The organism is Cellulomonas sp. GbtcB1, assembly GCF_019091725.1.
Taxonomy (GTDB): Bacteria; Actinomycetota; Actinomycetes; order Actinomycetales; family Cellulomonadaceae; genus Cellulomonas.
This window is the reverse complement of sequence record NZ_JAGXJG010000003.1, coordinates 1-18,974: the sequence shown is the minus strand read 5'-3', so window position 1 is coordinate 18,974 and position 18,974 is coordinate 1. Positions and strand designations below refer to the sequence as shown.

Annotated in this window: 18 protein-coding genes; 14 read left to right on the top strand and 4 right to left on the bottom strand. The window is 74.0% G+C overall.

What is annotated here, in order from left to right:
* The first annotated feature begins 62 nt into the window (after positions 1-62).
* The 9 genes from uvrC (at position 63) to KVT14_RS01900 (ending at position 9,270) form a co-directional block, all read left to right on the top strand.
* A complete protein-coding gene (gene uvrC, locus KVT14_RS01940; RefSeq protein WP_217614123.1) occupies positions 63-2,210 on the top strand; it encodes an excinuclease ABC subunit UvrC in 2,148 nt (715 codons plus the stop codon).
* Entirely contained in the window at positions 2,207-3,154 is a 948-nt protein-coding gene (gene rapZ / locus KVT14_RS01935) for an RNase adapter RapZ (protein WP_217614122.1), read from the top strand. The genes uvrC and rapZ overlap by 4 nt, the downstream gene beginning before the upstream one ends.
* Positions 3,151-4,131 (top strand): uridine diphosphate-N-acetylglucosamine-binding protein YvcK, encoded by a 981-nt coding sequence (yvcK, locus tag KVT14_RS01930; protein WP_217614121.1) that lies wholly within the window; start codon positions 3,151-3,153, stop codon positions 4,129-4,131. Before rapZ ends, yvcK begins: the two co-directional genes overlap by 4 nt.
* A gap of 4 nt (positions 4,132-4,135) precedes the next feature.
* Positions 4,136-5,116 (top strand): DNA-binding protein WhiA, encoded by a 981-nt coding sequence (gene whiA, locus KVT14_RS01925; protein ID WP_217614120.1) that lies wholly within the window; start codon positions 4,136-4,138, stop codon positions 5,114-5,116.
* A 232-nt stretch (positions 5,117-5,348) separates the two neighbouring features.
* Positions 5,349-6,353, top strand: a complete 1,005-nt coding sequence (gene gap, locus KVT14_RS01920) for a type I glyceraldehyde-3-phosphate dehydrogenase (protein WP_217614119.1) — start codon at positions 5,349-5,351, stop codon at positions 6,351-6,353.
* A gap of 136 nt (positions 6,354-6,489) precedes the next feature.
* Positions 6,490-7,680 carry a phosphoglycerate kinase gene (gene pgk, locus KVT14_RS01915; RefSeq protein ID WP_147796637.1) on the top strand — a complete coding sequence of 397 codons (1,191 nt, stop codon included), beginning with the start codon at positions 6,490-6,492 and terminating at the stop codon, positions 7,678-7,680.
* Positions 7,681-7,685: 5 nt separating this feature from the next.
* A complete protein-coding gene (gene tpiA / locus KVT14_RS01910; RefSeq protein WP_217614118.1) occupies positions 7,686-8,474 on the top strand; it encodes a triose-phosphate isomerase in 789 nt (262 codons plus the stop codon).
* Between the two features lie 184 nt (positions 8,475-8,658).
* The gene (gene secG, locus KVT14_RS01905) at positions 8,659-8,901 is read left to right on the top strand and encodes a preprotein translocase subunit SecG (RefSeq protein ID WP_146837079.1); all 243 of its coding nucleotides are present in this window, start codon (positions 8,659-8,661) and stop codon (positions 8,899-8,901) included.
* A 12-nt stretch (positions 8,902-8,913) separates the two neighbouring features.
* Positions 8,914-9,270 (top strand): RNA polymerase-binding protein RbpA, encoded by a 357-nt coding sequence (locus tag KVT14_RS01900; protein ID WP_147796638.1) that lies wholly within the window; start codon positions 8,914-8,916, stop codon positions 9,268-9,270.
* 370 nt (positions 9,271-9,640) lie between these two features.
* Here KVT14_RS01900 and pgl read toward each other — a convergent pair whose 3' ends face one another.
* The 4 genes from pgl to tal are packed head-to-tail and all read right to left on the bottom strand — an operon-like array spanning position 9,641 to position 13,993.
* Complete coding sequence (gene pgl / locus KVT14_RS01895) at positions 9,641-10,423, bottom strand: 6-phosphogluconolactonase (protein ID WP_217614117.1); 783 nt, start codon at positions 10,421-10,423, stop codon at positions 9,641-9,643.
* Positions 10,420-11,340: a glucose-6-phosphate dehydrogenase assembly protein OpcA gene (locus KVT14_RS01890; RefSeq protein ID WP_147796640.1), complete on the bottom strand. Its 921-nt coding sequence runs from the start codon at positions 11,338-11,340 to the stop codon at positions 10,420-10,422. Before KVT14_RS01890 ends, pgl begins: the two co-directional genes overlap by 4 nt.
* The gene (gene zwf / locus KVT14_RS01885; protein WP_217614116.1) at positions 11,337-12,878 is read right to left on the bottom strand and encodes a glucose-6-phosphate dehydrogenase; all 1,542 of its coding nucleotides are present in this window, start codon (positions 12,876-12,878) and stop codon (positions 11,337-11,339) included. Before zwf ends, KVT14_RS01890 begins: the two co-directional genes overlap by 4 nt.
* Complete coding sequence (gene tal / locus KVT14_RS01880; RefSeq protein WP_217614115.1) at positions 12,875-13,993, bottom strand: transaldolase; 1,119 nt, start codon at positions 13,991-13,993, stop codon at positions 12,875-12,877. Before tal ends, zwf begins: the two co-directional genes overlap by 4 nt.
* Positions 13,994-14,324: 331 nt before the next feature.
* Between tal and KVT14_RS01875 the strand changes: the two genes are divergently transcribed.
* From KVT14_RS01875 to scpB, 5 genes are read left to right on the top strand one after another with little or no spacing between them, the layout of a single operon-like run.
* Positions 14,325-15,278, top strand: coding sequence for a heme o synthase (locus KVT14_RS01875; RefSeq protein ID WP_217614114.1), 954 nt, complete (start codon positions 14,325-14,327; stop codon positions 15,276-15,278).
* Between the two features lie 31 nt (positions 15,279-15,309).
* The gene (locus KVT14_RS01870; protein ID WP_217614113.1) at positions 15,310-16,320 is read left to right on the top strand and encodes a site-specific tyrosine recombinase XerD; all 1,011 of its coding nucleotides are present in this window, start codon (positions 15,310-15,312) and stop codon (positions 16,318-16,320) included.
* Positions 16,321-16,349: 29 nt separating this feature from the next.
* The gene (locus KVT14_RS01865) at positions 16,350-17,216 is read left to right on the top strand and encodes a ParA family protein (RefSeq protein WP_217614112.1); all 867 of its coding nucleotides are present in this window, start codon (positions 16,350-16,352) and stop codon (positions 17,214-17,216) included.
* Positions 17,200-18,147 (top strand): ScpA family protein, encoded by a 948-nt coding sequence (locus KVT14_RS01860; RefSeq protein WP_217614111.1) that lies wholly within the window; start codon positions 17,200-17,202, stop codon positions 18,145-18,147. The genes KVT14_RS01865 and KVT14_RS01860 overlap by 17 nt, the downstream gene beginning before the upstream one ends.
* Entirely contained in the window at positions 18,144-18,842 is a 699-nt protein-coding gene (gene scpB, locus KVT14_RS01855; RefSeq protein WP_217614110.1) for an SMC-Scp complex subunit ScpB, read from the top strand. Before KVT14_RS01860 ends, scpB begins: the two co-directional genes overlap by 4 nt.
* Positions 18,843-18,974 lie beyond the last annotated feature (132 nt).

The following is an 18,974-nucleotide window of genomic DNA, read 5'->3' as shown; positions in this document are numbered from 1 at the left end:
GACGGTACCGGCGCACGGGGCCGCCGGCGCGGCTGTCGGACCGGCGAACTACGGTGGCACGCATGGCTGATCCCGCCACCTACCGCCCCGCCCCGGGGGAGATCCCCGACCAGCCCGGCGTCTACCGGTTCCGCGACAAGGACGGCCGGGTCGTCTACGTCGGCAAGGCCAAGAGCCTGCGGTCCCGGCTGAACTCGTACTTCCAGGACGTCGCCGGGCTGCACCCGCGCACGCAGCAGATGGTCACGACGGCCGCGTCGGTGCAGTGGACGGTCGTCGGGACCGAGGTCGAGGCGCTGGCGCTGGAGTACTCCTGGATCAAGGAGTTCGACCCGCGGTTCAACGTGAAGTACCGCGACGACAAGTCGTACCCGTACCTGGCCGTGACGCTGGCCGACCAGTTCCCGCGCGTGCAGGTCATGCGCGGCGCGAAGCGGCCCGGCACCCGGTACTTCGGCCCGTACGCGCACGCGTGGGCGATCCGCGAGACCGTCGACCTGCTGCTCCGCGTGTTCCCGGTGCGCACCTGCTCGGCGGGGGTGTTCAAGCGCGCCAAGCAGCAGGGCCGGCCATGCCTGCTCGGCTACATCGACAAGTGCTCGGCCCCGTGCGTCGGGAAGATCTCCCAGGAGGACCACCACGTCCTCGCCGAGGAGTTCGCCGACTTCATGGCGGGCGACACGGCCCGGTTCACCAAGCGGCTGACCCAGCGCATGCAGGAGGCGTCCGCGGAGCTCGACTTCGAGCGCGCGGCGCGGCTCCGGGACGACATCGGCGCCCTCAAGCGCGCCACGGAGAAGAACGCCGTGGTGCTGCAGGACGGCACGGACGCCGACATCTTCGCCCTCGCCGGCGACGAGCTCGAGGCCGCCGTCCAGGTGTTCCACGTGCGCGACGGCCGGATCCGCGGCCAGCGCGGCTGGGTGGTCGAGAAGGTCGAGGACGTGACCGACGCGCAGCTCGTCGAGCACCTGCTCCAGCAGGTGTACGGCGACGCGCCCGCCGGCGACGACGGCGCGGCGGCGCAGGGCGCTGTCGCCGGCTCGGTGCCGCGCGAGGTGCTGGTCCCGGTGCTGCCGGACGACCTCGACCAGGTGCAGGCCTGGCTGTCCGGGCTGCGCGGCAGCCGGGTGCAGGTGCGGGTGCCGCAGCGGGGCGACAAGCACGAGCTCGCCGAGACGGTCCGGAAGAACGCCGAGCACGCGCTCGCGCTGCACCGCACCCGCCGGGCCGGCGACCTGACGACCCGCAGCCAGGCGCTGCAGGAGATCCAGGAGGCGCTGGGCCTGGACTCGGCCCCGCTCCGCATCGAGTGCTACGACGTGTCGCACAACCAGGGGACGTACCAGGTGGCGTCGATGGTCGTGTTCGAGGACGGGCTGGCCCGCAAGAGCGAGTACCGGACGTTCGGGATCCGCGGCCCCGAGGGCTCGGGCGCGCGCGACGACACCGCCGCGATGCACGAGGTCATCACCCGCCGGTTCCGCCGGTACCTCGCCGAGCGCGAGCAGGCGGGCGACCTGGAGCTCGGCCTGGGGGAGGACCAGCTGGCCGAGGCGCTGGCGGACGCCGACGCCGGGCCGGTGCGGTCCGGCCCGATCGACGAGTCCACCGGGCGCCCGCAGCGCTTCGCCTACCCGCCCAACCTGGTCGTGGTCGACGGCGGCCCGCCGCAGGTCGCGGCCGCGGCGGCGGCGCTGGCGGAGCTCGGGATCGACGACGTCGCGCTGTGCGGCCTGGCCAAGCGGCTCGAGGAGGTGTGGCTGCCGGGGGAGGACTACCCGGTGATCCTGCAGCGCTCCTCGGAGGGGCTGTACCTGCTGCAGCGCGTCCGCGACGAGGCGCACCGGTTCGCGATCACCGCGCACCGCAAGAAGCGCAGCAAGGGGATGACGGTCTCGGCGCTCGACACCGTCCCGGGGCTCGGCCCCGCGCGGTCGGCCGCGCTGCTCAAGCACTTCGGCTCGCTCAAGCGGCTGAAGGCCGCCTCGGCGGAGGAGATCGCGACGGTGCCCGGCATGGGCGCGCGGACCGCGGCCGCGGTGGTGGCGGCGCTGGCCGGCGGCACCGAGCCCACCGGCGTCCCGGCGCCCGCCACGGGCGCGCAGGCCCCGGACGCCGACGCGGCAGCCCCGGCCACGGACCTGCCGTCCCGTGCCACCGACGTGGCGGCGCCGACCGCCGACACGCCTGGCATGCTGGGGTCATGAGCGACGAGACCTCGCCGATCACCGTCCCCCACGGCATCCCCGCGATCGAGGCCGCCACCGCGGCGCCCCGCGTCCGGCAGCCCCACGTCCTGATCATCACCGGCATGTCCGGCGCGGGCCGCACCCGCGCGGGCGCGGTGCTCGAGGACATGGGCTGGTACGTCGTCGACAACCTGCCCGCGCAGATGCTCACGCACCTCGTCGGCATGCTGACCCACGGCGGGCCGCCGAGCGCGGACCTGCGGATCGCGGCGGTCGTCGACGTCCGCGGGCGCGAGTTCTTCGCCGACCTCCTCGCGGTGCTCGCGCAGCTCCGCGAGTCGGGCATCGACTACCGGATCCTGTTCCTCGACGCCTCGGACGAGGTGCTGGTGCGCCGGTACGAGCAGGTGCGCCGCCCGCACCCGCTGCAGGGCGAGGGCCGGATCCTCGACGGCATCACGGCGGAGCGCAGCCTGCTCTCGGACATCCGGGAGCGCGCGGACGTGCTGATCGACTCCTCGGAGACGAACGTGCACGAGCTCGGCCGGATCGTGCGGGCGGCGGTGTCCTCGGAGCAGGAGGAGGACGCGCTGCGGGTCAACGTGCTCTCGTTCGGCTTCAAGTACGGCATCCCGCTCGACGCGGACCACGTGGTCGACGTCCGGTTCCTGGCCAACCCGTACTGGATCACCGAGCTCCGGCACATGTCGGGCCGGGACGCGCCCGTGCGCGACTACGTCCTGGGCCTGCCCGGCGCCGTCGACTTCGTGGACCGGTACGTCGACGCGCTCGAGCCCGTCCTCGCCGGGTACCTGGCGGAGGAGAAGCGCTACGTGACGATCGCGGTCGGCTGCACCGGCGGCAAGCACCGGTCGGTCGCGATCAGCGAGGCCATCGCCGAGCGGCTGCGGTCCCGGGGGCAGCGCGTCACCGTGGCGGCGCGCGACCTCGGCAAGGAATGAACCCGTCCCGCGACGGGCACCCCGCGTTCGTCGCCCTGGGCGGCGGGCACGGGCTGTCCGCCTCCCTGTCGGCGCTGCGCCGCGTGACGGACAGGCTCACGGCCGTCGTGACCGTCGCGGACGACGGCGGGTCCTCCGGCCGGCTGCGCGACGAGCTGGACGTGCTCCCGCCCGGCGACCTGCGCATGGCGCTGTCCGCGCTGTGCGACGACTCCGACTGGGGCCGCACGTGGCGCGACGTGCTGCAGCACCGGTTCACCTCGGCGGGCGACCTGGACAAGCACGCGGTCGGCAACCTGCTGATCGTGGCGCTGTGGGAGCTGCTGGGCGACACGGTAGACGGTCTGGACTGGGTCGGCCGGCTGCTCGGCGCCCGCGGCCGCGTGCTCCCCATGGCGGCGGTGCCGCTGGCGATCGAGGCCGACGTCCGGCGGTCCGACGGACGCGTCGAGGTGGTGCGCGGGCAGAGCCACGTCGCCGTCGCGCGCGACCCCATCGAGGGCGTGCGGCTCGTGCCCGACCGCCCGCCGGCGCTGCCCGAGGCGGTCGCCGCGGTGGAGCAGGCGGACTGGGTCGTGCTGGGACCCGGCTCCTGGTACACGTCCGTGATCCCGCACCTGCTGGTGCCGGACCTCGCCGAGGCGCTGCACCGGACGCCCGCCCGCAAGATCGTGCTGCTCAACCTCAGCCCGGACGCGGAGACCGCCGGCATGGGGCCGTGCGAGCACCTGGACGCGCTGCGCCAGCACGCCCCGGACCTCCGGCTGGACGCGGTCATCGCCGACCCCGGCGCCGTGGAGGACGTCGACGAGCTCGAGGAGCGCACGCGCGCGCAGGGCGGGCGGCTGCTGCTGCGCCAGGTGCGGCGCGGGGACGGCACGCCCCGGCACGACGCGCTGCGGCTGGCCGCGGCGATCAGCGACGTGGTCGAGGGCTACCTCGGCGACGTCGGCGCACCCCAGGGGATGGCAGGATGACCGCATGGCTCTGACGGCACAGGTGAAGGACGAGCTTGCGCGGCTCCAGGTCGACAAGACGTCGTGCCGGAAGGCGGAGGTGTCGGCGACGCTCCGGTTCGCGGGCGGGCTGCACATCATCTCGGGGCGGATCGTCATCGAGGCCGAGCTCGACACCGGGATGGCCGCGCGCCGGCTCCGGGCCGCCATCGCCGAGGTGTACGGCCACCAGTCCGAGGTCATCGTGGTGTCCGGCGGCGGGCTGCGCCGCGGGAACCGGTACGTCGTGCGGGTCGTGAAGGACGGGGAGTCGCTCGCGCGGCAGACGGGCCTGCTCGACAACCGCGGGCGCCCGGTGCGCGGGCTGCCGCCGCAGATCGTCTCCGCCGGCGTGCAGGAGGCCGAGGCGGCGTGGCGCGGCGCGTTCCTGGCGCACGGCTCGCTGACCGAGCCCGGCCGGTCGTCCGCGCTCGAGGTGACCTGCCCCGGCCCGGAGGCCGCCCTGGCGCTGGTCGGGGCCGCGCGCCGCATGCAGATCCCGGCCAAGGCGCGCGAGGTGCGCAACGTCGACCGCGTGGTCATCCGCGACGGCGACGCCATCGCCGCGATGCTGGCCCGGCTCGGCGCGCACGAGACGCTGCTGGTGTGGGAGGAGCGCCGGGTCCGCCGCGAGGTGCGGGGGACCGCGAACCGCCTGGCCAACTTCGACGACGCGAACCTGCGCCGGTCGGCGCGGGCCGCGGTCGCCGCGGGCGCGCGCGTGGAGCGCGCGTTCGAGATCCTCGGCGCCGACGTGCCCGAGCACCTGCGCGAGGCGGGGGAGCTGCGGCTCGCCCACAAGGAGGCCTCGCTCGAGGAGCTCGGCAAGCTCGCCGACCCCGTGCTCACCAAGGACGCGGTGGCGGGCCGGATCCGCCGCCTGCTGGCGACGGCCGACAAGCGCGCGGCCGACCTCGGCATCCCGGACACCGAGTCCGGGCTGAGCCCCGACCTGCTGGACCTCTAGCAGGCCGCGGGGCAGCGGGTGAACGGCCGTCCGCACCACGGACGGCCGTCCCGCCGGCCAGACCTAGGTCCCTGCGGCACCCTGCGCTCGGGTATAGGCTCTAGGCCATCCGGAGATGTTCTGAGGGTCAAGTTCCTGTGACCGCGGCGTTTCCGGAGCGCACACCGGCGTGCGCAGTCCATCACCGCAACAGTGTGCGCTGGCCTGTGCCGGCGCGTGCCGAGGAGGGCAAGTGACCATCAAGGTCGGCATCAACGGCTTCGGCCGCATCGGGCGCAACTTCTACCGGGCCATCGTGGCGTCGGGCGCCGACATCGAGATCGTCGGCGTCAACGACCTGACGGACAACAAGACGCTGGCTCACCTGCTCAAGTACGACACCGTGCTGGGCCGCTTCCCGCTGAGCGTCGACTTCGACGACGACAACATCATCGTCGACGGCAAGAACATCCGCGCCCTCGCCGAGCGCGACCCGGCCAACCTCCCCTGGGCCGAGCTGGGCGCCGACATCGTCATCGAGTCGACCGGCTTCTTCACCGACGCCGAGAAGGCCAAGGCGCACATCGCCGCCGGTGCCAAGAAGGTCATCATCTCCGCCCCGGCGAAGAACGAGGACGGCACCTTCGTCGTCGGCGTGAACCACGAGTCGTACGACCCGGCCACGCAGCACATCATCTCGAACGCGTCGTGCACCACGAACTGCCTCGCCCCGCTGGCGAAGGCGCTCAACGACTCGATCGGCATCGAGCGTGGCCTCATGACCACGATCCACGCCTACACGGGTGACCAGAACCTGCAGGACGGCCCGCACAAGGACCTCCGCCGCGCCCGCGCCGCCGCGCAGAACATCGTCCCGACCTCGACCGGCGCCGCCAAGGCCGTCGCGCTCGTGCTGCCGGAGCTGAAGGGCAAGCTGGACGGCTACGCCCTGCGCGTCCCGACCATCACCGGCTCGGCGACCGACCTCACCTTCACCGCCTCGAAGGAGGTCACGGTCGAGGAGGTCAACGCCGCGGTCAAGGCTGCCGCCGAGGGCCCGCTCAAGGGCGTCCTGGCGTACGTCGAGGACGAGATCGTGTCCTCCGACATCGTCACCGACCCGCACCAGAGCATCTTCGACTCGAAGCTGACCAAGGTGTCGGGCGACCTGGTGAAGGTCGTGTCCTGGTACGACAACGAGTGGGGCTACTCCAACTCCCTCGTGACCCTCACCTCCTACGTCGGCGAGCGTCTCTGACCCTCAGCCGTCCGTAGCGACGCACATGCGCCCGCGCACGCCGGGGTCGGCCTTCCGACCCCGGCGTGTCGCGGGCGCCGTCATGGACAGCCCCGGTCGTCGGCCCCGACGGCCCCGCGGAGCAAGGTAGGCAAGCATGAAGACCATCGAGGACCTCGGCGACCTGCGCGGCAAGCGCGTGCTCGTCCGTTCCGACTTCAACGTGCCGCTCGACGGCACGACCATCACCGACGACGGCCGCATCCGCGCCGCGCTGCCCACGCTGAAGGGCCTGCTCGACGCCGGCGCCCGCGTGGTCGTCACCGCGCACCTCGGCCGGCCGAAGGGCGAGCCCGACGCGAAGTACTCGCTGGCCCCCGTCGCCGCCCGCCTGGGCGAGCTGCTCGGCCAGCCGGTCGCCCTCGCGGAGGACGTCGTCGGCGAGTCCGCCAAGGCCACGGTCGCGGCGCTCGAGGACGGGCAGATCGCGCTGCTCGAGAACATCCGGTTCGACGCGCGCGAGACCTCCAAGGACGAGGCCGAGCGCGGCGCGCTGGCCGACGAGCTCGCGGCCCTCGCGGACGCGTTCGTGTCCGACGGCTTCGGCGTCGTGCACCGCAAGCAGGCGTCGGTCTACGACGTCGCGCTGCGCCTCCCGCACGCGGCGGGCTCCCTCGTCCTCACCGAGGTCGAGGCGCTGCGCAAGGCCGTCGAGGACCCGGAGCGCCCCTACGTGGTCGTGCTCGGCGGCTCGAAGGTCTCCGACAAGCTCGGCGTCATCGCGAACCTGCTGACCAAGGCCGACAAGCTGCTCATCGGCGGCGGCATGGTCTTCACCTTCCTCAAGGCCCAGGGCCACGAGGTCGGCTCCTCGCTGCTCGAGGAGGACCAGGTCGAGACCGTCAAGGGCTACCTCGCCCAGGCGCAGGAGTCCGGCGTCGAGATCGTGCTGCCCGTCGACATCGTCGCGGCCGACGGCTTCGCGGCCGACGCCCCGCACGAGACCGTCGACGCGGACAAGATCCCGGCCGGCAAGATGGGCCTGGACATCGGTCCGAAGTCGGGCGAGCTGTTCCGCGCGGCGATCCTCGACGCGAAGACCATCGCCTGGAACGGCCCGATGGGCGTGTTCGAGTTCCCGGCGTTCGCCGAGGGCACCAAGGCCGTCGCGCAGGCGCTCGTCGACACCGACGGCTTCTCCATCGTCGGCGGCGGCGACTCGGCCGCGGCCGTCCGTCGACTCGGCTTCGACGAGGCCGGCTTCGGCCACATCTCGACCGGCGGCGGCGCGTCGCTGGAGCTCCTCGAGGGCAAGACCCTCCCCGGCATCGCGGTCCTGGAGGACTGATCCACATGGCACGTACCCCCCTCATCGCGGGCAACTGGAAGCTCAACCTCGACCACCACGAGGCCGTGCACCTGGTGCAGAAGCTCGCCTGGACCCTCAAGGACGCCAAGCACGACTTCGGCACCGCCGAGGTCGTCGTCCTGCCGTCGTTCACCAACATCCGCTCCGTGCAGACCCTGGTCGACGCGGACAAGCTGGAGATCGGCTACGGCGCGCAGGACGTGTCCGCGCACGCCTCCGGCGCCTACACCGGCGAGGTCTCGGCGGCGCAGCTCGCCAAGCTCGGCGTCACCTACGTGGCCACCGGCCACTCGGAGCGTCGCGAGTACCACGGCGAGTCCGACGCGGTCGTGGCGGCCAAGACGGTCGCCGCGCTCGGTGCCGGCATCACCCCGATCGTCTGCGTCGGCGAGGGCCTGGAGATCCGCAAGGCGGGCACCCACGTCGAGTACACGCTGACGCAGCTCGAGGGCTCGCTCGCGGGCGTCACCGAGGAGCAGGCGAAGACGGTCGTCATCGCCTACGAGCCCGTCTGGGCCATCGGCACCGGCGAGGTCGCCACCCCCGAGGACGCGCAGGAGGTCTGCGAGGCCATCCGCGGCAAGCTCGCCGAGCTGTACTCGGCTGAGGTCGCCGACGCCGTGCGCGTGCTCTACGGCGGCTCGGTGAAGTCCGGCAACGCCGCCCAGATCATCGGCAAGCCCGACGTCGACGGCGCGCTCGTCGGCGGTGCGTCGCTCGACGCCGAGGAGTTCGCCAAGATCGCGCGCTTCCAGGAGCACGCGGGCGCCTGATCCACCCCGAGGTCGGGGCGCGCGGCGGCAGCACGCCCGCGCGCGCCCCGGCCGACCGGGCGACCCGCGGCCCGATCTGGCCTGTCGTGCTGGATTCCTGCGCCGCGCGTCGCCTACCCTGGACCGCGGTCCACCCGACCGACCCCGCCCGGGGTCCCCGACAGCGAGAAGAGCCAGACCCGCCGTGACAGCCCTCACCATCGCCCTCCAGGTCCTCCTGGTGGTCACGAGCCTGCTGCTCGTCCCGCTCGTCCTGCTGCACAAGGGCAAGGGCGGCGGTCTGTCCGACATGTTCGGCGGCGGCATCACCAGCAGCGCCGGGTCCTCCGGCGTGGCCGAGCGCAACCTCAACCGCATCACCGTGGGCGTCAGCCTCGTGTGGGCGGTCGTGATCGTGCTGCTCGGTCTCATCGAGCGCGTGAGCTGAGGGAGAGACCTCATGGCGAGCGGAAGTGCGATCCGGGGGTCCCGCGTCGGCGCGGGCCCCATGGGCGAGGCCGAGCGCGGCGACGCCGCGCCCCGCGTGTGGATCTCCTACTGGTGCGCGAACGGCCACGAGACCCGGCCGTCGTTCGCCGAGGAGGCCGCCGCCGAGGCGCCCGAGACCTGGGACTGCCCACGCTGCGGGTTCCCGGCCGGCCAGGACGAGGCGAACCCGCCGTCGCCCGTGCGCAACGAGCCGTACAAGACCCACCTGGCCTACGTGAAGGAGCGCCGGTCCGCCGAGGACGGCGAGGCGATCCTGGACGAGGCGCTGGCCGCGCTCCGCGCGCGTCGGCGCGGCGGGGTGCGCTGAGGCAGCACCCGCACGCAGCACCCGGCCGAGGGCCCCGCAGCACCGCTGCGGGGCCCTCGCCGCGTCTCCCCACGAGGTCGGCGGTTCCGCCCGAGGTCGCCGGTTGCGCCACCCTTCCGGTGGCCGGAACCGACGACCTCGGCCGGCGCCGGGCGTGAGGTCGTCGCATCGCGGCGAGGTCGTCACTCATTTCCGCCGACCTCGCGCGGATGTGACGACCTCACGCCGCTGCGCCTCGCGCCGGTCCGCCTCGGGCCGCTCCGGTGGCACCGCACGGGCGCACGTGCGAGCTCATGCTCCGCGAGACGCGACGAGGGCCCCGCAGCCGGGTGGCTGCGGGGCCCTCGTGACGCCAGGGGAGCGGGGTCGGCTACGCCGCGCCCTGCGACGCGCCGACCTCGGCGACCGCGGCCGCGTCGACCAGCCACAGCGTCGCCTCCGTGCCGCGGGCGCCCGCGGCGGGCGTGACCCGGACGTCCGCGTCGGACAGCGCCGACGCGACGGCCTCCGCCTTCTCGGCGCCCGCCGCCACGACCCACACCTCGCGCGCGGCGCGGATGGACTCGAACGTCAGCGACACGCGCTCGGGCGGCGGCTTGGGGGAGCCGTGCACCCCGACGGTCGGAACGCCGGTGACGTCGACGCCCTCGTGGCCCGGGAACAGCGACGCCACGTGGCCGTCGGGCCCCATGCCGAGCATGAGCACGTCGAACGTCGGCACGTCGGCCCCCTCGGGCGCGAACGCGGCGAGCTCGGCGGCGTAGGCCGCGGCCGAGTCCTCCGGGGTCGCGATGCCCGCGGCGACGTCGAGCGGCCGCATCGGGTGCACGTTGGCGGCCGGGAGGGCGTCGCCGAGCCCGTCGATCAGCGCGGACCGCGCCTGGGTCTCGTTCCGGTCGGCGTCGCCGTCGGCGAGGAACCGCTCGTCGCCCCACCACAGGTGCACGCCGGACCAGTCGACGGCCGCGCGGGCCGGCGACGCAGCCACCGCAGCGAGCGTCTTGATCCCGACGGTCCCGCCGGTGAGCACGACGTGCACGGGCGCGGCCGCCGACTGCAGGTCGACGAGCCGCGTGATGAGCCGCGCGGCCGTGGCCTCGGCGAGGGTGGTCGCGTCCGGGTGCACGAGCACCGTCCGCGGTGCCCCCGTCATGCGCCCACCTTCGTCAGGCCCTTGCGCAGCACCTCGCCGTAGACCTCGTCGGCGTCGAGCCGCCGGAGCTCCTCGGCCAGGCACTCCCGCAGCTGCCGGATCGGCAGGGCGATCCGGTGCTCGGGCTGGTCGGGCTGGCGCAGCGCGGCGGTCTTGCCGTCGGGCCGGTCGAGCACGATCGGGCCGGACTTCCGCTCGAGCCGCACCTGCGTGATCGCCGGGGCGTCCGCCTGGCGCTCGATGTCGACGGGGCAGTTCAGCGCCCAGCCCAGCCACGCCGCCATGAGGTCGACGGAGGGGTGGGTGCTCTCGCCGGCCACGACCGCGCGGGTGACGGGCTCGAACGGCGGCTGGTCCAGCGTCGCCGCGATGAGACCGCGCCACAGGGTGGTGCGGGTCCACGCGAGGTCGGTGTCGCCCTCGGTGTAGCCGCCGGCCAGCCGGTGCAGCGCGTCGGACGGGTTGGTGCACTCGGTGGTGTCGGTGATCCGGCGCCGGGCGAGCTGGCCGAGCGGGTGCTGGGCCGGGTCGTCGGGCACCTGGTAGGGCCACCAGGCGACGATCGGCGCGTCCGGCAGCAGCAGGGGGAGCACGAGGGTGTCCAGGTGCCGGGCCTGCGCGGCGGACGGGTGCAGCAGCACGACCTCGGAGGCCCCGGCGTCGCCGCCGAGCCGGATCTGCGCGTCGAGCTCGGAGTCGGCGGCCTCGGGGCCGGACTCGGTGAGCACGATGACGCGGCAGGGGTGCTCGCGGCTCGCGTCGTTGGCGGCCTCGATGGCGGCCTCCGGGTCGTTGGCGCCGACGTCGATGAGGAGCGTCAGCACGCGCCCGAGGGCGACGGCGCCGCCCTCCTCGCGCTCCTGCACCAGCCGCTTGTTGATGTCGCGGGTGGTCGTCTTGGGCAGGTCGATGATCACGGTCGCCTCCAGGTCCGTCCGTCGCGCTCCATCATGCGGTCGGCCGACTCCGGCCCCCAGGTGCCGGCGCGGTACGGCTCCGGCTTGCCCTTGCTCGCCCAGTACTGGGTGATGGGGTCGAGGATCTTCCAGGAGAGCTCGACCTCCTCGTGCCGCGGGAACAGCGGCGGGTCGCCCAGCAGGACGTCGAGGATGAGGCGCTCGTAGGCCTCCGGGGACGACTCGGTGAACGCGTGGCCGTAGCCGAAGTCCATCGTGACGTCGCGGACCTCCATCGCGGTGCCCGGCACCTTGGCGCCGAACCGCAGGGTGACGCCCTCGTCGGGCTGCACGCGGATGACCAGCGCGTTCTTGCCGAGCTCCTCGGTCGCGGTGGACTCGAAGGGCAGGTGCGGCGCCTTCTTGAACACGACGGCGATCTCGGTGACGCGGCGGCCGAGGCGCTTGCCGGTGCGCAGGTAGAACGGGACGCCGGCCCAGCGGCGGGTGTCCACGTCGACGCGGATGGCGGCGAAGGTCTCGGTGGTCGAGTTGGGGTCGAAGCCGCCCTCGTCCAGGTAGCCGACGACCTTCTCGCCGCCCTGCCAGCCCTCGGCGTACTGCCCGCGGGCGGTGTGCTTGCCGATGTCCTTGGGCACGCGGACGGCGGAGAGGACCTTGATCTTCTCGGCGGTCAGGTCGTGCGCGTCGAACGTGACCGGCTCCTCCATGGCCGTCAGGGCCAGGAGCTGCAGCAGGTGGTTCTGGATGACGTCGCGCGCGGCGCCGATGCCGTCGTAGTACCCGGCGCGGCCGCCGACGCCGATGTCCTCGGCCATCGTGATCTGCACGTGGTCGACGTAGTTGGCGTTCCAGATCGGCTCGAACAGCTGGTTGGCGAACCGCAGCGCCAGCAGGTTCTGGACCGTCTCCTTGCCGAGGTAGTGGTCGATCCGGAACACGTCGTCCGGGTGGAACACCGAGGACACGACGTCGTTCAGCTCGCGGGCCGACTGCAGGTCGTGGCCGAACGGCTTCTCGATGACGACGCGGCGCCAGGCGTCCTCGACCGACTCGGACAGGCCGGAGCGGGCGAGCTGCTTGCAGACGACGGGGAACGCGCTCGGCGGGACCGAGAGGTAGAACGCGTGGTTGCCGCCGGTGCCGCGGGTGACGTCGAGGTCCTCGACGGTCTGCCGCAGCCGGTCGAACGCGTCGTCGTCGTCGAAGGTGCCCTGGACGAACCGGATGCCCTCGGACAGCTGGCGCCAGGTGGACTCGCGGAACGGGGTGCGGGCGTGCTCCTTGACGGAGTCGTGCACGATCTGCGCGAAGTCCTGGTCCTCCCAGTCGCGCCGGGCGAACCCGGTGAGCGCGAAGCCGGGGGGCAGCAGGCCGCGGTTGGTGAGGTCGTACACCGCGGGCATGAGCTTCTTGCGGGCGAGGTCGCCGGTCACCCCGAAGATCACCAGGCCCGAGGGCCCGGCGATCCGGGGGAGCCGGCGGTCGCGCGGGTCGCGGAGCGGGTTGTGCTCCGCGGTGACCTTCGCGGGCCTCACTCGGCCACCTGCTCCAGGCCGCCGCGGACGGTGTCGAGCAGCTCGGCCCAGGACTTCTCGAACTTGTCGACGCCCTCGCGCTCGAGCTGGTCGGTGACCTCGTCGATCGCGATGCCGAGGCCGGCGAGCCGGTCGATGACGTCCTGCGCCTCGGCCTGGGTGCCGGTGACGGTGTCGCCCCGGAAGTCGCCGTGGTCGAAGACGGCCTGGAGCGTGGCCTCGGGCATGGTGTTGACGACGCCGGCGACGACGAGCTCGTCGACGTACCGGGTGTCGGGGTACGCCTTGTCCTTGACGCCGGTGGACGCCCACAGCGGACGCTGCGGCTTCGCGCCGGCGGCGGCGAGCGCCTGCCAGCGGTCGGAGGCGACGACCTCCTCGTAGACGCCGTACGCGAGGCGGGCGTTGGCGATGGCGGCCTTGCCGCGGAGGTCGGCGGCCTCGGGGGAGCCGATCTCGTCCAGGCGCGGGTCGATCGCCGCGTCCACGCGGGACACGAAGAACGACGCGACGGAGGCGATGGGCGCGAGGTCGTGGCCGTTGGCCTTGGCCCGCTCCAGGCCCTCGACGAACGCGTCCAGCACGGCGCGGTACCGCTCGAGCGAGAAGATCAGCGTGACGTTGACGCTGATGCCGTCGGCGAGCACCTCGGTGATCGCCGCCAGCCCGTCGAGCGTCGCGGGGATCTTGATGAACAGGTTCGGCCGGTCGATCGTCGACCACAGCGCGCGGGCCGAGTCGACGGTGGCCTGCGCGTCGCGCGCCAGGCGCGGGTCGACCTCGATGGACACGCGGCCGTCCACGCCGTCGGTGGCGTCGTACACGGGGCGCAGCACGTCGGCCGCCTCGCGCACGTCGTCGGTCGTGATCGCGAAGACGGCGCCGTCCACGTCGGTGCCCTGCGCCCGCAGCTGCTTGAGCTGCTCGTCGTAGGACTCGCCCTTGGCCAGCGCGCTCGCGAAGATCGTCGGGTTGGTCGTGACCCCGACCACGCGGCGCTCGGCCACGAGGTCCTTCAGGTTCCCGGTGCGCAGCCGCTCCCGGGACAGGTCGTCCAGCCATACCGCGACGCCCGCGTCGGCCACCTGGTCGAGCGGCGTGATGCCCTCTGTCATCGTCGTGCCACCTCACTTCTCGCCCCGGACTCCGGGCCGGGGCGTCGACGGTCGGGCCCGTCCTGACCAGGCCGGGCGCCGCTCACGCCCGGTCCTGATTCCCCCGGGGCCGGGCGTGCGTTTCGAGCCTAGACCCGCGGGGCGGGGGTCCGCCGTCCGGTCCACCGGCGTGGGAGCCCGGGGCGACGGACGTCACACGACCGGGACCCTGGTCCCAGGCGGTTCACGGCCGCATCTGCTGCCGGGAGGGCCGTACGATGGTCGAGATCATCCGCGGGGCCGTCCGGCCGGCGCGGTCGAGCGACGGGCGGAGGACCGGAGCGTGCGCACGATGAGCCCAGCCGCTCCCGCCGGGGCCTCGTCGCGGGCCCCCGGTGCCCAGGCCCAGGACGGCCGGAGCGCGCTGCGGCGCCGCGTCGCCGCCTACGTGGCCCTCACCAAGCCGCGGGTCATCGAGCTGCTGCTCGTCACGACGCTGCCGACGATGATCCTGGCGCAGGGCGGCTTCCCGCCGATCGGGCTGGTGCTGGCGACGCTGGTCGGCGGCGCTGCCGCGGCCGGCGCGGCGAACGTGCTCAACTGCTACATCGACCGCGACATCGACCAGGTGATGAACCGGACCAAGCGGCGTCCGCTGGTCACGGGGGAGATCACCCCGGGCGCCGCGCTGGTGTTCGGCCTCGCGCTGGGCGTCGGCTCGCTGCTGTGGCTCGCGCTGCTGGTCAACGTGCCGTCCGCGCTGCTCACCGGCGGCGCGATCCTCATCTACGTCGTCGGCTACACGATGATCCTCAAGCGGCGCACGCCCCAGAACATCGTGTGGGGCGGCGCCGCCGGCTGCATGCCGGTGCTCATCGGCTGGTCGTCGGTGACCGGCGGGCTGTCCTGGGCCGCGGTGCTGCTGTTCGGGGTGATCTTCTTCTGGACGCCGCCGCACTACTGGCCGCTGTCGATGAAGTTCCGCAAGGACTACGCGGCCGCGGGCGTCCCGATGCTCCCGGTCGTCGCGGCCGAGTCGAAGGTCGCGAAGGAGATGATCGCGTACACCGTCGCGATGATCGCCTGCTCGCTGCTGCTGGTCCCCGTCGCCGGGATGACCTGGGTGTACGCGGTCGTCGCGACCGTCCTCGGCGTGTGGTTCCTCTGGTCGAACGTCGCGCTGTACCGTCGCGCCCAGGACCCGAGCCGCGGCAAGCTCCGCGCGATGTCGGTGTTCCACGGGTCGATCACGTACCTGTCGCTGCTGTCGGTCGCGGTGGCGGTCGACGTGTTCCTCCCGCTCTGACCCACCGGAGGGACCGCGGGGAGGCACCGGCATGACGGAGGAGCAGCCGTCGGCCTCCGCGCTGCGCGCCGCCCTGGACGGGTATCTCGCCCACCTCACGGTCGAGCGCGGGCTGTCCGCCAACACGCTGGCCGCCTACCGGCGCGACCTGACCCGGTACGTCGACCACCTCGCCGCCGCGGGCCGCGCGTCCGTCGCGGAGGTGGCGGAGGCCGACGTCGAGGACTTCCTCACCGCCGTGCGCACCGGCTCAGACGGGCGGGCGGTGCTGTCGGCGTCGTCCGCGAAGCGCGCCGTCGTGGCCGTGCGCGGCTGGCACCGGTTCTCGGTCCTGGAGGGGCTGACCGCCGCCGACCCCGCGCGCGCCGTGCGGCCGCCCAAGCAGTCCCAGGTGCTGCCCAAGGCGATCGGCACCGACGAGGTGCTGCGGCTGCTGGAGGCGGCGTCGCTCGGGGACGGGCCGGTGCCGCTGCGCGACCGGGCGCTGCTCGAGCTCGTGTACTCGACCGGGGCGCGCATCTCCGAGGCCGTGGGCCTCGACGTCGACGACCTCGACCTCACCGAGGGACGGGCCGCGGTCCGGCTGCTCGGCAAGGGGAGCAAGGAGCGCGTCGTCCCGGTCGGGGCGTACGCCGTCGAGGCGCTGGAGGCGTACCTGGTCCGCGCCCGCCCGGCGCTGGCGGCGGCAGGTCGCGGGGGAGCGGCGGTGTTCCTCAACACCCGGGGGGCCCGGCTGTCCCGGCAGAGCGCGTGGGCGGTGCTGCGCACGGCCGCCGAGCGGGCCGGGCTGCCGGGCGCCGACCACGTGTCGCCGCACACGCTGCGGCACTCGTTCGCGACCCACCTGCTGGCCGGCGGCGCCGACGTCCGGGTGGTGCAGGAGCTGCTGGGGCACGCCTCGGTGACAACCACGCAGATCTACACGAAGGTGACGCCGGACACGCTGCGCGAGGTGTACGCGACGAGCCACCCGCGCGCCAGGCGGGACAGCGCCGTCCGGGCCGCCGCGGGCGCCGCGCGCACCGGCGCGGGAGACGGCTGACCGGCCGGGTGCTCCGGTAGGTTGTGCGGGTGGCACGCGAGGAGACGACCGAGATCGCAACCGACCCGGTGGGCAGGCCCCTGCCCGACTTCCCCGCCCCCGCGCCGCTCGCCGCCCACGGTCCCGCCCGCGTCATCGCGATGTGCAACCAGAAGGGCGGCGTCGGCAAGACGACCACCACGATCAACCTCGCCGCGGCGCTGGCCGAGTACGGCCGCCGGGTGCTCATCGTCGACTTCGACCCGCAGGGCGCGGCGTCGGTCGGCCTGGGCGCCAACCCGCACGAGCTCGACCGCACGGTCTACGACCTGCTGGTCGACCGGCACGCGCGGGTCGAGGAGCTGATCCGCCCCACGGAGATCCCCAACCTGGACCTCCTGCCGGCCAACATCGACCTGTCCGCCGCCGAGGTGCAGCTGGTCAGCGAGGTGGCCCGCGAGTCGATCCTGTCCCGGGTGCTGCGGCCCGTGCTCGACGACTACGACGTGGTGCTGGTCGACTGCCAGCCGTCGCTCGGCCTGCTGACCGTCAACGCGCTCACCGCCGCGCACGGCGTGCTCATCCCGCTGGAGTGCGAGTTCTTCGCGCTGCGCGGCGTGGCGCTGCTGGTCGAGACGATCGAGAAGGTCCGCGACCGGCTCAACCCGCGCCTCGAGGTCGACGGCATCCTCGCCACCATGTACGACCCGCGCACCCTGCACGCGCGCGAGGTCGTGGCCCGGGTGTACGAGGCGTTCGGCGACACGCTGCTGCACACCGTCATCGGCCGCACCGTGAAGTTCCCGGACGCCTCCGTGGCGGCGGAGCCGATCACGACGTACTCGCCGACGCACGCCGGGGCGCACGCGTACCGGCAGCTCGCGCGGGAGCTCGTCGCCCGTGGCGACGCCGCCTGAGACGGCGCCGACCGCCGAGGCCGTTGCCGCCGACCCCGGCGGGACCGGTGCGCCCGACGACGCGCCGCGGCCCGGGTCCGGCGCCTTCGAGGTGCACCTGGAGAACTTCTCCGGGCCGTTCGACCTGCTGCTGGGGCTGATCTCGAAGCACAAGCTCGACATCACCGAGGTCGCGCTCGCCGCGGTCACGGACGAGTTCATCGCCTACATCCGCGCGGCCGAGCGCGCCGAGGCCGAGGGCGGGCGCCCGTGGGACCTCGGGCAGGCGTCCGAGTTCCTGCTGGTGGCGGCCACGCTGCTCGACCTCAAGGCCGCGCGGCTGCTGCCCGCGGGCGAGGTCGAGGACGCCGAGGACCTGGAGCTGCTGGAGGCGCGCGACCTGCTGTTCGCCCGGCTGCTGCAGTACCGCGCGTACAAGGTGGTGGCCGCGGACCTCGGGACCCGGCTCACCGAGCAGGGCCGTCGCCTGCCGCGGACGGTGCAGCTGGAGCCGCACCTGGCCGCGATGCTGCCCGAGCTGATCTGGCAGATCGGGCCGGAGGAGCTCGCGGCGCTGGCCGCGAAGGCGCTCGCGCCGCCGCCCCCGCCGCCCGGCGTCGACCTCAGCCACCTGCACGCGCCCGCGGTGAGCGTCCGGGAGCAGGCCGCGGTGCTCGCGGACCGGCTCCGGCACGGCGGGGCCGCCTCGTTCCGGACGCTGACCGCCGACGCCGACTCGACGCTGCTGGTGGTCGCGCGGTTCCTCGCGCTGCTGGAGCTGTTCCGGGAGGGCGCCGTGGCGTTCGACCAGGTGACGCCGCTGGGGGAGCTGACCGTGCGGTGGACCGGGGCCGAGGACGGCGACGTCGCGGTGGCCTCGGACTTCGACGAGGGGGACGACGTGGTGCCGGCCGACGCGGCCGCGCCCGAGGCGCAGGGGGAGGACGCATGACCGAGGACCCGACGGCCGCGGTGCCCGAGGGCGCGCCCGCTGACGGACTCCCCGACGGGCTCGGCGAGGGCGAGCTGCCCCCCGAGCCCACGGCGGAGGCCCCCGACGTCCACGACCTGCCCGGCGGCGCCCTCGCGGCGCTGGAGGCCGTGCTCATGGTCGCGGACGAGCCGATCCCGGCTGTGCGCCTCGCCACGGTGCTCGGGCTGCCGACCGGCGAGGTCGTCGACCTGCTGCGCACCCTCGCCGAGGAGTACCGCGGCGAGCACGGCGGCCGCCCCCGCGGGTTCGAGCTGCGCCAGGCCGGCGAGGGCTGGCGGATCTACTCGGCGCCGGCGTTCCACCAGGTCGTCGGGCAGTTCGTGCTGGACGGGCAGACCGCCCGGCTGACCCAGGCGGCGCTGGAGACCCTGGCCGTGATCGCGTACCGGCAGCCGGTCACGCGCGGGCAGGTCTCGGGCGTGCGCGGGGTCAACGTGGACGGCGTGGTGCGCACGCTGACGGCCCGCGGGCTGGTCACCGAGGCGGGCACCGACCCGGGCTCGGGTGCGCTGCTGTACCGGACCACGGGATACTTCCTCGAGCGGATGGGCCTCACGAGCCTCGACGAGCTGCCCCCGCTCGCCCCGTACCTGCCCGAGATCGACGCGTTCGACGGGCTGGACGGGGCCGCAGTGACGACAGGAGACGTGTGATGAGTGCAGCAGGACAGGGCGGTCGCGGCCGCGGTGGCGCGGGCGGCGGTGCCCGCGGGGCCGGCGGGTCCGGCGGTCGGTCCGGGGGAGCCGGGCGCGGCGGCGCGGGCCAGGGCGGCGGTCGCTCCGGCG

Bases quoted from the DNA above. Each gene is read 5' to 3' on its own strand.
- uvrC (WP_217614123.1), top strand. From the start codon at position 63: ATGGCTGATCCCGCCACCTACCGCCCCGCCCCGGGGGAGATCCCCGAC.
- rapZ (WP_217614122.1), top strand. From the start codon at position 2,207: ATGAGCGACGAGACCTCGCCGATCACCGTCCCCCACGGCATCCCCGCG.
- yvcK (WP_217614121.1), top strand. From the start codon at position 3,151: ATGAACCCGTCCCGCGACGGGCACCCCGCGTTCGTCGCCCTGGGCGGC.
- whiA (WP_217614120.1), top strand. From the start codon at position 4,136: ATGGCTCTGACGGCACAGGTGAAGGACGAGCTTGCGCGGCTCCAGGTC.
- pgk (WP_147796637.1), top strand. From the start codon at position 6,490: ATGAAGACCATCGAGGACCTCGGCGACCTGCGCGGCAAGCGCGTGCTC.
- tpiA (WP_217614118.1), top strand. From the start codon at position 7,686: ATGGCACGTACCCCCCTCATCGCGGGCAACTGGAAGCTCAACCTCGAC.
- KVT14_RS01900 (WP_147796638.1), top strand. From the start codon at position 8,914: ATGGCGAGCGGAAGTGCGATCCGGGGGTCCCGCGTCGGCGCGGGCCCC.
- pgl (WP_217614117.1), bottom strand. From the start codon at position 10,423: ATGACGGGGGCACCGCGGACGGTGCTCGTGCACCCGGACGCGACCACC.
- tal (WP_217614115.1), bottom strand. From the start codon at position 13,993: ATGACAGAGGGCATCACGCCGCTCGACCAGGTGGCCGACGCGGGCGTC.
- KVT14_RS01875 (WP_217614114.1), top strand. From the start codon at position 14,325: ATGAGCCCAGCCGCTCCCGCCGGGGCCTCGTCGCGGGCCCCCGGTGCC.
- KVT14_RS01870 (WP_217614113.1), top strand. From the start codon at position 15,310: ATGACGGAGGAGCAGCCGTCGGCCTCCGCGCTGCGCGCCGCCCTGGAC.
- scpB (WP_217614110.1), top strand. From the start codon at position 18,144: ATGACCGAGGACCCGACGGCCGCGGTGCCCGAGGGCGCGCCCGCTGAC.